Origin of the sequence: Lentisalinibacter salinarum (assembly GCF_040706555.1) — a bacterium.
Taxonomy (GTDB): Bacteria; Pseudomonadota; Gammaproteobacteria; order Steroidobacterales; family Woeseiaceae; genus Lentisalinibacter; species Lentisalinibacter salinarum.
The window spans coordinates 209,341-221,987 of record NZ_JAPDRH010000002.1; the positions used below are offsets into that span (position 1 = coordinate 209,341).

Here is a 12,647-nt window from a genome sequence, read left to right on the forward strand (position 1 = left end):
ACCATGCAACGCGAATCGGATCAGCAGCGCCCGGCCGGCCGGCGCAAGGCCGTGGTCATCGGGGCCAGCGGCTATATCGGCACGAACCTCGTACCACGCCTGCTCGAGGAGGGCTGGAGCGTGCGAGCCACTTCCCGCAACACCGACGTGCTGGCCGCGCGCGGCTGGCGGGACGTGGAACTGGTGGCGGCGGACGTACTCAACCCGGAATCGCTGCGCCGTGCCGTCGAAGGCGCGGAAGTGGTGTTCTATCTGGTGCACCTGATGGCGGCCGGTGGCGATTTCGCCGAGCTGGAGAGGCGTGGCGCCCACAACATGGTCGCCGCGGCGGACGAGGCCGGCGTCGAGCGCATAGTCTACCTGGGCGGACTCGCGCCGGAGGAGCCGAAATCCCGGCACCTGCAGGCGCGGCTGGATACGGGCGAAATCCTGCGCACCGCCGCCTGCCGGGTGGTGGAGATCCGCGCGCCCATGATCGTGGGCCCGGGCTCGGCCGCCTGGGAGGTGATGCGCGACCTGGTCAATCATCTGCCGGTGATGGTGACGCCGCGCTGGGTGGCCTCCCGCTCGACCCCTATCGCGCTCGAGAACCTGCTGACCTATCTCATCGGCGTGGCGGAGGCGGAAGTGGACCACCACCCGATCTTCGAAGTCGGGGGTCCCGAGATCTGCACCTACGAGGAGATGATGCGCACGTACGCGGACATCCGCGGCAAGCGCATACGCATCGTCACGCTGCCGGTGCTGACCACCCGGCTCTCCAGCTACTGGCTGCGCCTCATCACCGCGGTCCCCACGAAGATTGCCGCGGCGCTGATCGAAGGTCTGTCCCATGACTACATCGCCGAGGACGCCGCCATCCGCAAGCTGATCCCCCAGCGCCTGCTGACGTTCCGCGAAGCGGCGGAGGCCGCGCTGGAGGCCGAACAGACCCACACGGTGGAGGGCCGCTGGGTGGAGGGCTCGCTCGCCTGCCGGGAGTGGAATCCGGATTACGCCTATTACGCCAAGCGCGCCACCGGCGTGGCCGACTCCACGGCCCCGGTGGAAGCCATGTGGCAGCAGGTGCTCCTGATCGGGCGGCGCGGCGACTTCTTCTACGCCAACTGGCTCTGGTGGCTGCGGCGTCTGCTGGACTGGATGGTGGGCGGCACCTCGATGCGCCGCCGACGGCGGCATCCCACCCAGCTCAGGGTGGGTGACGTATTCGACGGCTGGCGCGTGATCGGACTGATCCCGCGGGAGCGCCTGACCCTGCTGATGGAGATGCGCGCCCCCGGCGGCGGCGTGCTGGAATTCGAGATCGGGGCCACGGAGAGCGGCAGCCGGGTGCGGATGACCGCCTACTGGCACCCGGCCGGCGTCTGGGGTCTGATGTACTGGTACGCCCTGTTGCCCGCCCACCTGTTCCTGTTCCGCGGCACCACACGGGCGCTGGCGCGGCGCGCGGAGGCCGCGGAGCAGCGGGCCCGCCTGCGTACCGGCTGAGGGGTGCCGGAACCTACGTATTGACCCTCGCGGTTCGTACCGGGATAAACGGCCCGAGGGAGGCACTCCATTTGAGATCGACCACACTGACAGGCGGGGTCCGAGATCCCGGGCGCGAAGCCCGGTCCCAGCTGCGCTACGAGATCGCCAGCGGCGCGACCGGTCTCGCCCTGGCGCTGTTCATGTTCGGCCACATGACCTTCGAGGCCTCCATCCTGTTCGGCACCGTGGCCTATGACGAGATCGCCACGCTGCTGGAGGAATTCTGGATCGCACAACCGACCGTCATCGGTGTCATCGTGCTGTTCCTCGTCCACGCCGTCATGGCCAGCCGCAAGATCCCGGCCCAGCTCGCCGAGCGCAAGCGCATGATGACGCTTGCGAAAGGGCTGCGCGAGTCCGGCGCCGTGGGCGGCGAGGCATTCCGCCCGCACGTCGAATCCATGCTGTGGATCTGGCAGGTGCGCACCGGCATGATCATCCTGGTGCTCGGCAGCTTCCACCTGGTGCTGGTGGTGATGGACGTCTTCACGCCGCTCTACGGCGAGATCCGCGGCATCGAGGCCGATGTGTCCATGGAGCGGGTCCGCGCCGGTCTGTGGGTGCTATACGCTGCGCTGGTGCTGGCGGTCACCTTCCATCTCGCCGTCGGACTGTACCGGCTCTTCGTCAAGTGGGGCGCCGACCGCTGGCTGAGCCGGCGCACGCTCTACCGGCTCGAACAGCTGATCTTCTGGGGCGTGCTGGTCGTCGGCGTCGTCACCATCGCCGTGCTCGCGGGCGTCATCGACCCGCCGTTCGCATTCCTGCTGGAAGGCTCATGAGCGCCGGGCGCATCGTCACCACCGATGTACTGGTGATCGGCGGCGGTCTGGCCGGCGAGCGGGCCGCCATCGAGGCCGCCGCGGCCGGCCAGGAGGTCACGGTGCTCTCCCTCGTGCCGCCGCGCCGCAGCCACAGCTGCGCGGCCCAGGGCGGCATGCAGGCGGCGCTCGGCAACTGCGTCAAGGCCGAGGGCGACAACCCGGACTGGCACTTTCTGGACACCGTGCGGGGCTCCGACTGGGGCGCCGACCAGGAGGTGGCGCGCATCTTCGCCGAGGAGGCGCCCGTGGCCGTGCGCGAACTCGCCCACTTCGGCGTGCCATGGACCCGCGTGCGGCCGGGCCGCAACACCTATTTCATCAAGGGCGAGCGGGTGGAGATCGACGAGCCCGCCGAGAAGGCCGGGCTGATCATGCACAGGGATTTCGGCGGCACCGCCAAGTGGCGCGCCTGCTATGCCGCCGCCGGCACCGGCCACGCCGTGCTCTACGCGGTGGACAGCGAGGTGGTGCGTCTCGGCATCACCGTGCGCGACCGCATGGAGGCCGTCTCCCTGCTCCACAACGGCGACCGCTGCTGGGGCGCCGTGGCCCGGTGCCTGCGCACCGGCCGCCACCTCTCCTTCCTGGCCAAGGCCACGGTCATCGCCACCGGCGGCTTCGGCCGGGTCTACGGCCAGCACACCACCAACGCCACCATCAACGAGGGCACCGGCGCGGCGATCGCGCTGGCCACGGGCCGGGTGCCCCTGGGCAACATGGAGGCGATCCAGTTCCATCCCACCGGCCTCGCGCCGAGCGGCATCCTGATCACCGAGGGCTGCCGCGGCGACGGCGGCTACCTGCTGGACAAGGACGGCGAGCGCTTCATGGTGGAGGCGGAGCCGGAGAAGCAGGAGCTGGCCAGCCGGGACGTCGTCTCCCGCCACATGATGCAGCGCATGCGCGACGGCAAGGGTGTGGACACGCCCTACGGGCAGCACCTGTGGCTGGATCTGCGCCACCTCGGGGAGAAGCACCTGCGCACGAAGCTGCGCGAGGTGTGGGACATCTGCCGGGACTTCGTCGGCGTGAACCCGGCCGAGGAGCTGATTCCCGTGAAGCCGACCCAGCATTACTCCATGGGCGGCATCCGCACCAACAAGGACGGCGAGGCCTACGGCATGCGGGGGCTGTTCGCCGCCGGCGAGGCCGCCTGCTGGGATATGCACGGTTTCAACCGCCTGGGCGGCAACAGCCTCGCCGAGACCATCGTCGCCGGGCGCATCGTCGGTCGCCGGGTCGCCGAGTTCGCGGCGGCGGAATCCCTGGATGCGACCACGCGGCTCGCCCTCGACGGCGTGGCGGCGGCGGAGGCGACGGCCCGCGACTGGCTGGAGCGCAGCGGCGACGGGCCCGGCGTGTTCGAACTCCGCGACGCCATGGGCGAGACGATGATGCACAAGGTCGGCATATTCCGTAATGGCGGCGAGCTCGAAGAGGCCGTGGTCACGTTCCGCCGGCTGCTGGACGACTGCCGCCGCGCGGTCCTGCGCACGAAGACGCCGGGCATGAACCCGGAACTCACCTTCGCGCTGAAGCTGGAGGGCATGCTGCGCCTGTCCCTGATCGCAGCCGAAGGCGCGCTGGCCCGCACCGAGAGCCGCGGCGCCCACTACCGCACCGACTATCCCCACCGCAACGACGCCGACTGGCTGAACCGCACGCTGGCGCGCTGGCCCGAAGGCGCGAGCGAACCCTCGCTGTCCTACGAGCCGGTGGGACTCATCGACCTGCCGCCGGGCCACCGCGGTTACGGCAGCGACGACCGCGTGGCGATGAGCGAGTCCGTCGAGGCCTACAACGACACCGTGGCGGCCAGCCAGAGCGCAGAGGGCCGTCTCCCCACCCGCGAGGAGCCGGGCAGCCGCATGAACTGGGGCCACTGGAAGCAGACCGGAGTGAGCGCATGAGCGAGCAGGCCGAACAAGCCGTCTCCGGACGAAATGTCACGGGGGGCCGGCGGCTCACTTTCGAGATCTTTCGCTACAACCCGGAAGACCCGGCCTCCGAGCCGCACATCGACACCTTCCAGCTCGAGGAGGCGCCGTACATGTCGCTGTTCCTCGCGCTGAACGAGATCCGCGAGAAACAGGATCCGAGCCTGCAGTTCGACTTCGTCTGCCGCTCGGCCGTGTGCGGCTCCTGCGCCATGATGGTCAACGGCCGCCCGGCGCTGGGCTGCCGCACCCTCACCCGGGACCTGCCGGACACCATCCGCCTCTATCCCCTGCCCGTTTTCAAGCTGGTCGGCGATCTCTCGGTGGATACCGGCACGTGGTTTCGCCAGATGGCCGAGCGGGTGGAGAGCTGGGTGCACGAGCGCCTGCCCTTCGACGAGAACGCCGTCGAGGAACGCATGGACGACGACATCGCCCACGCCATCTACGAGGCCGACCGCTGCATCGAGTGCGGCTGCTGCATCGCCGCCTGCGGCGTCGCCAACGTCAACAGCGACTTCGCGGGACCTGCCGGCCTGAACCGGGTGGCCCGCTTCATGCTGGATCCCCGGGATACCCGCGAGGATGCGGACTGGTTCGAGGTCATCGCCAACGAAGACGGTGTGTTCGGCTGCCTGGGCCTGATGGCCTGCCAGGACATCTGCCCGAAGGAGCTTTCGCTGCTCGAAGTCTACAGCTTCTTGCGGAGGAAGATGCTGGGGGCGGGGCTGGCGAAAAGCTAGCGTAGGGTCACGCCCGGCGCGGCCCGTCGGCGATGGACATCAGCGCCCGCAGTACGTCCCTGCGGCTGATCTGGCCCACCAGCCGGGTGTCGTCCATCACCGGGAAGCGGCGCAGGCGGGATTCCTGGAAGCGCCGTGCCAGGTCGATGATGCTCATGTCCGCCGGCACCGTGATGACGTTCTTCGTCATGAATTCGCTGACGCGGCCGCCCCACTCGCCGTGGTAGCTGGAGTCCAGCGCCACCTTCATGCAGTCGAACTCCGATAGCATGCCCACCAGGTTACCGTGGTGATCGACTACCGGTGCGCCGGCGATGCGCGCCTCCACCAGCCTGGCCAGGGCGTCCATCACGTCCATATCCGGCTTCAGGGTGACCAGATTGGCGGCCATCCAGTCCTTTACCAGTACCGATCTCAAAGGCATGTTCATCTCCCCCTCTCGCCGCCCGTCAGGCGCCGGCTTCGTTCTTCTTGCGCCGGCACTCGCCCCGGTTGGAGCAGAGCTCGCAGCCGCCGCCGCTGTTCAGCCCGCCGCAGCTGCCGCTGATCGGCTTGCGGCCGGCCATCACGCCGACCGCCATCGCGAGCATCGCGACGAGGATCACCAGGAAGCTCACGACTGTCACCAGTATCGTCGACATCACATTACCTCTCTCTCGGCGAAGGCCGACGTCCACCGGGCCATCACGCCATCGCCGCTGTGCACAACGAAATACGCCGCGATCCCGCTCCGTTCGGCCATCTCGCCGCCGGCCTCCGGCCCCAGCACCAGCAGGGCCGTGGCCAGCGCGTCCGCCAGGGCCGCACTCTCGTCCAGCACCGTCACCGATACCAGATCATGTGATACAGGCCAGCCGGTGCGCGGGTCAATAGTATGGGAATAGCGCTCTCCTTCATATTCGAAGAAGTTGCGGTAGTCCCCCGAAGTTGCAATAGCCGTGTCGGTGACATTGAGCACCCGGTGCACTTCCCGGCCCGCCGCCAGCGGGTCTTCCACGGCCACGGTCCAGCGCTCGCCGCGGCGGTTGTGGCCGGCCACGCGCAGCTCGCCGCCCACCTCGATCAGGTAATTGTCGATCGCCGCCTGCTCCAGCACCGCAGCCACCCGGTCCACGGCATGCCCCTTGGCGATGCCGGAGAGGTCGACGGCTACATCGGCGCTGGTCTTGCGCAGCGCCGGCGGCTCCTCCCGGCTCTCCAGCGCCCCGTCGCCCACCCGCGCCAGCGCCGCCGCGATCTCGGCTTCCTCGGGCGGGGTCACCCGCACCGGGTCGGGACCGAAGCCCCAGAGATCCACCACCGGGCCGACGGTGATATCGAAGGCGCCACTGCTCATGCGGCTCACCGCCCGGGCCATCGCGACCAGGGCCGCCGTGTCTTCCGACACCGGGAACCACTCTCCGGGCGGCGCGGCGTTGAACAGCGACACCTCGGAGTCGTCCCGCCAGGTGGACATGCGCCGGTTGACGTCCTCGAGCGCGAGCTGGATGCGCCGGGTGATCTCGTCGATGGCCAGCTCGTCCGGCGGATCGACGATGCGCACGCTGTACGTCGTGCCCATGGTCGCCCCGGTGATGCGCGCCTCGGGCGTGCCCTCGTCCCCGCCGCAGCCGGCCAGCGCCAGCGCCGCCAGCAGGAGCGGTAGCAATGCGAAGCGCTGTAGCCTCGCGGCCACCGGCTCAGCCGCCGAAATCGTCGAGCATGATGTTCTCGCGCTCGACCCCGAGGTCCTCCAGCATCTTGATCACGGCGGCATTCATCATGGGCGGACCGCACAGGTAGTACTCGCAGTCCTCGGGAGCCGGATGGTCTTTCAGGTACTGCTCGTACAGCACCTCGTGGATGAAGCCGGTGGGCCCCTCCCACTCGTCCTCGGGCAGCGGATCGGACAGCGCCACGTACCAGTCGAAGTTGTCGTTCTCCGCGGCCAGGCGGTCGAAGTCCTCCACGTAGAACATCTCCCGCTTGCTGCGGGCGCCGTACCAGAAGGTCATCTTGCGGTCGGTATGGATGCGTTCCAGCTGATCGAAGATGTGGGCGCGCATGGGCGCCATGCCGGCACCGCCGCCGACGAAGACCATCTCCGCCTTCGTGTCCCTGGCGAAGAAATCGCCGAACGGCCCGGAGATGGTGACCGGGTCGCCGGGTTTCAGCGAGAAGATCCACGAGGAGACGATGCCGGGCGGGATATCCTTGTCGGCGCCCGGCGGCGGCGTCGCGATGCGCACGTTCAGCATCACGATGCCCTTCTCCAGCGGGAAGTTCGCCATGGAGTAGGCGCGCTCCACCTTCTCCTTGGTGTGCGACTCGTAGCGCCAGAGGTCGTAGCGGTCCCAGTCGTCGCGGAAGCGCTCCTCCACGTCGAAGTCGCTGAATTTCACGTCATGGGGCGGGCACTCGATCTGGACGTAGCCGCCGGCGCGGAAGTCGAGTTCCTCGCCCTCGGGCAGGGCCAGCTTCAGCTCCTTGATGAAGGTGGCCACGTTGTGGTTCGAGACCACCTTGCAGTCGAGTTTGCGCACGCCGAACACCTCGTCCGGCACGCGCACCTCCATGTCCTGCTTCACGGTGACCTGGCAGGACAGGCGGCAGTCCTCGTCCATCTCACGACGGGACAGGATCGAGGCCTCCGTAGGCAGCGCGGCACCGCCACCGGAGAGTACCTGGATCTTGCACTGGCCGCAGGTGCCCTTGCCGCCGCAGGCCGAGGCGATGAACAGTCCGGAATCGGCCAGCCCGCCGAGGAGCTTCACGCCCACCGGCATATCCAGGTGGCGCTCGCCATTGACGAGGACGTCCACCTCGCCCGTGGCAACGAGCTTGCGCCGTGCGAGCAGGATGACCGTCACCAGTACCAGGATGATGGCCGTGAACAGAGCCACCCCGAGTGAAATCTGCAGTGTCGCGCTGGAAGCCGTCATCAGAGCTGTATCCCGGAGAAGCCCATGAAACCGAGCGACATCAGCCCGGTGATGATGAAGGTGATGCCGAGGCCCTGCAGCCCGTCGGGCACGTCGCTGTACTTCAGCTTCTCCCGGATGCCGGCCAGGGCAACGATGGCGAGCGCCCAGCCCACGCCGCTGCCGAATCCGTACACGGCAGACTCGGAAAAGGTGTAGTCGCGCTCCACCATGAACAACGTGCCGCCGAGGATGGCGCAGTTCACCGTGATCAGCGGCAGGAAAATACCGAGGGCGTTGTAGAGGGCGGGCACGTAGCGATCGAGCGTCATCTCCAGGATCTGCACCAGCGCGGCGATCACACCGATATAGCTCACCAGGCCCAGGAAGGAGAGGTCGACGTCCGGCAGCCCGGCCCAGGCCAGTGCCCCCTCGGCCAGGAAGACGTTGTAGATCAGGTTGTTCACCGGCACCGTGATGCTCTGCACCGCGACCACGGCCAGGCCGAGGCCGAGCGCCGTCTCGATCTTCTTCGAGACCGCCAGGAAGGTGCACATGCCGAGGAAGAAGGCGAGCGCCAGGTTCTCGACGAAGATCGCTTTGACGAGGAGGTTCAGATGGGCTTCCATCACATCACCTCCGTCCGATGCACTTCATGGATCTGGAACTCCGGCTCCTCCTTCTGCTCCGGTTTCCAGCTGCGGATGGCCCAGATCAGCATGCCGATGATGAAGAATGCGCTCGGCGGCAGCAGCATCATGCCATTGCGCTCGTACCAGCCACCTTCGCTGATCAGCGGCAGTATCTGGACGCCGAGCAGCGTGCCGGCGCCGAACAGCTCGCGTACCACGGCCACCGCTATCAGGATGATGCTGTAGCCGAGCCCGTTGCCGAGGCCGTCCAGGAAGCTCATGCCGACGCCATTCTTCATGGCGAACGCCTCGGCGCGGCCCAGCACGATGCAGTTGGTGATGATCAGCCCGACGAATACCGACAGCTGGCGGCTGGCGTCGAAGGCGAAGGCCCTCAGCGCCTCGTCCACCATGATCACCAGCGAGGCGATGATGGTCATCTGCACGATGATGCGGATGTTGGACGGGATGCGGTTACGAATCAGGCTCACGCCCGCATTGGCGAAAGCGGCGACGCTGGTCAGCGCGAGACACATCAGCAGCGTCGGCGCCAGCGAGGTGGTGACGGCGAGCGCCGAACAGATGCCGAGCACCTGCAGCGTGATCGGGTTGTTGTCGACCAACGGATCCAGGATGACTTTCTTCGCTTCTCCGTTCATGACTGCTCCACGCTGCGTCTCCAGACCTTCTCCAGGTAGGGCCGGTAGGCATCATCGCTCATCCAGTAATGCAGCAGGTTGGTTACGCCACGGGAAGTCAGCGTCGACCCCGAGATGCCGTCCACCTGGAATATGGCGGCACCGCCCCTCGCAGTGGCGCCCGTCCAGCCGGCGGCGGCGCCCACCGTGCCCTTGGCCACACGGATGCGGATGTCCCCCTCCTCGTCATAGATGCGTTTGCCGGGCCAGTTGGCGAGCCATTGCTCGTTGTCCACTTCGCCGCCGAGCCCCGGCGTCTCGGCGTGCTTGTAAAACTTCAGGGCCTGTACCGTGCTGCCGTCGGGACCGAGGGCGATGAAGCCGTACATGGTGGACCACAGCCCCATGCCGTAGACCGGCAGGATCACCGTCTCCATTCCGCCCGCCTCGTCGCGCAGGACGTAGACCTCGGCATATTTGGCCCGGCGGCCGATACCGGCGATGTCTTTCGCGGCCGGGATATCGACGGACATCGCAGGGTCGTTGGCCGCCTCGATCATGTCGTATCCAGCCGGATCGATCTCGTCGTGGTATTCGCCGGTGGCCAGATCCACGATGTGGGTCTCGACCATCCCGAAGCGCTCCTCGATGTCGATACCCGGCTCCAGCAGGCCCGCCACCAGCAGTACGTTCTTCTTCATGTTCAGCGCTTCGTTGCGCTCCTGCATCGGTTTCAGTATCACCGCCGTGGCGGAGACCAGCACCGAGCAGACCAGAGACAGGCTCACCGCGACGATGAGCACGTTCTTGATGCTCTCCCGGTTGAACCCCTTGCGGGCGCCGCGGCCGGCGTCCTGGGCCTTGCGCTCCTCAGACACTGCGTTTCAACCTCCGCTTGATGTTGGCCTGCACGACGAAATAGTCGATGACAGGCGCAAAAATGTTGCCGAACAGGATGGCCAGCATGATCCCTTCCGGGTAGGCCGGGTTGACCACCCGGATCAGCACCGTCAGCACGCCGATAAGGATGGCGTAGATCCATCTCCCCGTATCCGTCTGCGCTGCGCTCACCGGGTCGGTGGCCATGAACACGGCGCCGAACAGGAAGCCGCCGGTGACCAGGTGCCAGTGCCAGGGCATGGCGAGCATCGGATTCGAGCTCGCATCCATCTGGTTGAACAGCAGCACCGGCACGATGAGGCCGATGATGCAGCCGACGATGATCCGCCAGGAGGCGATGCCGGTGTAGATCAGTATGGCGGCACCGATCAGGCAGGCCAGTGCCGAGGTCTCGCCGATGGAGCCCTGGATGGAGCCGACGAAGGCCTGGGTCCAGGTGACGCCCGCCTCGGCGATGCCGGCCATGCCGTCGATGGCGGCGAGGCCGAGCGGCGTCGCCCCGGTAAAGCCCTCCGCTGCCGTCCACACCGCGTCGCCGGACATCTGCACCGGATACGCGAAGTACAGGAAGGCACGGCCGGTGAGCGCCGGGTTCAGGAAATTCTTGCCGGTGCCGCCGAAGACCTCCTTGCCGATCACCACGCCGAAGCTGATGCCGAGCGCGGCCTGCCACAGCGGCGTGGTGGGCGCGAGGATCAGCGCATACAGCAGCGAGGTGACGAGGAAACCCTCGTTGATCTCGTGGTTGCGGATGCCGGCGAATATCACTTCCCAGAGACCGCCCGCGGCCAGCGTGACGACGTAGAGCGGCAGGAAGAAGGCCATGCCGTACATGAAGTTGTCGTAGAAGCTCGCCGGATCGTAGCCGACGCCGAGCAGCGCGAGCACGGCGCCGCGCCAGCCGTCCAGCCCGGCTACGCCCATGTCCGCCATGGCCGTGTTGGCCTGCAGTCCCAGGTTCCACATGCCCACCAGCGCGCAGGGGGTCACGGCGAACACCACCATGATCATCACCCGCTTCAGGTCCAGCGCGTCGCGCACGTGGGGCGCGCTGCGGGTGACGTCCGAAGGGGTATAGAGCAGCGTGTCCACCATCTCGTAGAGGGCGTAGTACTTCTCGTAGCGCCCGCCCTTGGCGAACAGGGGGTGCAGCCGGTCCAGGAATCGCCGCAATGGTTTCATCAGCCGTTCTTCTCGATGTCGGTCAGGTTCGCGCGCAGCGCGGGGCCGTAGTCATACTTGCCGGAGCAGACGAACGAGAGCAGTGCCACGTCGTCTTCGTCCAGCTCCAGACAGCCGAGCTTGCGCGCGGTCTCGGTGTCGCCCACCACCAGCGCCTTCAGCAGCGGCGCCGGCAGGATGTCCAGCGGCATCACCTTCTCGAAGTTGCCGATGGGCACCATGGCCCGCGGGCTGCCGTTCTGGGAGGTGGTCAGGCGGAACCCGGCCTTCTGCAGCACGGGACCGGCATAGGCGCGGATGGCCGAGAACTTCTTCGTGCCCGGCAGCGCCCAGCCCAGGAACTCCCGCTCGCGGCCCTCCGGCAGCGCGGTCAGCTGGTTGTGATAGCGGCCCATCCACGCGGCCCAGTCGCTGGCGCGACGGCCGCTCAGCACGGAGCCCGATATCACCCGCGTATCGGTGTCGTCGTCCAGCTCGCCGGCGATCAGATCCTCGGTGCTGGCGCCCACGCGGGTGCGCAGCAACCGCGGCCGCCGCACCATGGGGCCGGCGATGGAGACAATCCGCTCGGTCGGCAGGCGACCGGTCGCGAACAGCCGGGCCATGGCGATCACGTCCTGGGAGCCGATGGTCCAGACCGTCTTGTTCTCGCTGACCGGGTCCAGGAAGTGGATGTGGGTGCCCGGCAGCCCGGCAGGATGGGGCCCGGAGAACTCCGCATGCACGAAGGGCTTCTCGTCCGGCACCGCGATGCGGGAATCGGGTCCCGTGCAGACGTAGATCGGACCGTCGGTCAGCTTCGAAATCAGGCGCAGGCCCGCGGCGAACTCCTCCGCCGCGTCCGCGACGATCACCTCGGCGTCCGGCGCCAGCGGATGGGTGTCCGTGGCCTTGACGAAGATGGCGTGCGGCCGCGAACCCGGCGCCGGCACCTTGCTGTAGGGCCGCGTGCGGAAGGCGGGCCAGAGACCCGCGGTCAGCAGTTTCTCCTCCACGGCCTCGCCGTCGAGCCCGTCACGGTCGCCGGCCGCGACGCTGCCGAAGTCCACCGCCTCGTCGCCGTCCAGATCGATCACCACCGACTGCAGCACCCGGCGCATGCCCCGGTTCACGTCCCGCACGACGCCGGCACCGGGTGCCGTATACGTCACGCCGGGCGTCTGCTTGTCGCTGAACAGCGGATCGCCGAGCCGCACCCGGTCGCCCGGCTTCACCGCCATGCGCGGCTTCAGGCCGATGTAGTCGAGGCCGAGCAGCGCGACGCTGCCGACGGGCCGTGCGGACTCGATCACCTGTTCCGGCTTGCCGGCCAGGGGGATGTCGAGGCCCTTGCGGATCTGGAATGAGAGACGTTCTGTCAC

At 67.7% G+C, this 12,647-nt stretch carries 13 protein-coding genes; 4 read left to right on the plus strand and 9 right to left on the minus strand.

The window, feature by feature from the left end:
* Positions 1 to 3 precede the first annotated feature (3 nt).
* The 4 genes from ACJMKZ_RS04065 (at position 4) to ACJMKZ_RS04080 (ending at position 5,034) form a co-directional block, all read left to right on the plus strand.
* Entirely contained in the window at positions 4 to 1,488 is a 1,485-nt protein-coding gene (locus tag ACJMKZ_RS04065) for a DUF2867 domain-containing protein (RefSeq protein WP_405231919.1), read from the plus strand.
* 71 nt (positions 1,489 to 1,559) lie between these two features.
* Entirely contained in the window at positions 1,560 to 2,312 is a 753-nt protein-coding gene (locus ACJMKZ_RS04070) for a hypothetical protein (RefSeq protein ID WP_405231920.1), read from the plus strand.
* Positions 2,309 to 4,264: a fumarate reductase flavoprotein subunit gene (locus tag ACJMKZ_RS04075; protein ID WP_405231921.1), complete on the plus strand. Its 1,956-nt coding sequence runs from the start codon at positions 2,309 to 2,311 to the stop codon at positions 4,262 to 4,264. Before ACJMKZ_RS04070 ends, ACJMKZ_RS04075 begins: the two co-directional genes overlap by 4 nt.
* Positions 4,261 to 5,034, plus strand: coding sequence for a fumarate reductase iron-sulfur subunit (locus tag ACJMKZ_RS04080; protein ID WP_405231922.1), 774 nt, complete (start codon positions 4,261 to 4,263; stop codon positions 5,032 to 5,034). Before ACJMKZ_RS04075 ends, ACJMKZ_RS04080 begins: the two co-directional genes overlap by 4 nt.
* Positions 5,035 to 5,041: 7 nt before the next feature.
* Here the strand turns inward: ACJMKZ_RS04080 and ACJMKZ_RS04085 are convergent, their stop codons facing one another.
* The 9 genes from ACJMKZ_RS04085 to ACJMKZ_RS04125 are packed head-to-tail and all read right to left on the minus strand — an operon-like array spanning position 5,042 to position 12,647.
* Positions 5,042 to 5,458: a CBS domain-containing protein gene (locus ACJMKZ_RS04085; RefSeq protein ID WP_405231923.1), complete on the minus strand. Its 417-nt coding sequence runs from the start codon at positions 5,456 to 5,458 to the stop codon at positions 5,042 to 5,044.
* Between the two features lie 25 nt (positions 5,459 to 5,483).
* On the minus strand, positions 5,484 to 5,675 hold the full coding sequence (gene nqrM / locus ACJMKZ_RS04090; RefSeq protein ID WP_405231924.1) for a (Na+)-NQR maturation NqrM: 192 nt from the start codon (positions 5,673 to 5,675) through the stop codon (positions 5,484 to 5,486).
* Positions 5,675 to 6,709: an FAD:protein FMN transferase gene (locus ACJMKZ_RS04095; RefSeq protein ID WP_405231925.1), complete on the minus strand. Its 1,035-nt coding sequence runs from the start codon at positions 6,707 to 6,709 to the stop codon at positions 5,675 to 5,677. The genes nqrM and ACJMKZ_RS04095 overlap by 1 nt, the downstream gene beginning before the upstream one ends.
* Before the next feature lie 4 nt (positions 6,710 to 6,713).
* Positions 6,714 to 7,934 carry an NADH:ubiquinone reductase (Na(+)-transporting) subunit F gene (nqrF, locus tag ACJMKZ_RS04100; RefSeq protein WP_405233132.1) on the minus strand — a complete coding sequence of 407 codons (1,221 nt, stop codon included), beginning with the start codon at positions 7,932 to 7,934 and terminating at the stop codon, positions 6,714 to 6,716.
* Positions 7,935 to 7,954: 20 nt separating this feature from the next.
* Positions 7,955 to 8,563 carry an NADH:ubiquinone reductase (Na(+)-transporting) subunit E gene (gene nqrE / locus ACJMKZ_RS04105; protein ID WP_405231926.1) on the minus strand — a complete coding sequence of 203 codons (609 nt, stop codon included), beginning with the start codon at positions 8,561 to 8,563 and terminating at the stop codon, positions 7,955 to 7,957.
* Positions 8,563 to 9,225 (minus strand): NADH:ubiquinone reductase (Na(+)-transporting) subunit D, encoded by a 663-nt coding sequence (locus tag ACJMKZ_RS04110; RefSeq protein ID WP_405227968.1) that lies wholly within the window; start codon positions 9,223 to 9,225, stop codon positions 8,563 to 8,565. The genes nqrE and ACJMKZ_RS04110 overlap by 1 nt, the downstream gene beginning before the upstream one ends.
* Positions 9,222 to 10,082, minus strand: coding sequence for a Na(+)-translocating NADH-quinone reductase subunit C (locus tag ACJMKZ_RS04115; RefSeq protein WP_405231927.1), 861 nt, complete (start codon positions 10,080 to 10,082; stop codon positions 9,222 to 9,224). The genes ACJMKZ_RS04110 and ACJMKZ_RS04115 overlap by 4 nt, the downstream gene beginning before the upstream one ends.
* Positions 10,075 to 11,286, minus strand: a complete 1,212-nt coding sequence (locus ACJMKZ_RS04120) for an NADH:ubiquinone reductase (Na(+)-transporting) subunit B (protein WP_405231928.1) — start codon at positions 11,284 to 11,286, stop codon at positions 10,075 to 10,077. Before ACJMKZ_RS04120 ends, ACJMKZ_RS04115 begins: the two co-directional genes overlap by 8 nt.
* Positions 11,286 to 12,647, minus strand: a complete 1,362-nt coding sequence (locus ACJMKZ_RS04125) for a Na(+)-translocating NADH-quinone reductase subunit A (protein WP_405231929.1) — start codon at positions 12,645 to 12,647, stop codon at positions 11,286 to 11,288. The genes ACJMKZ_RS04120 and ACJMKZ_RS04125 overlap by 1 nt, the downstream gene beginning before the upstream one ends.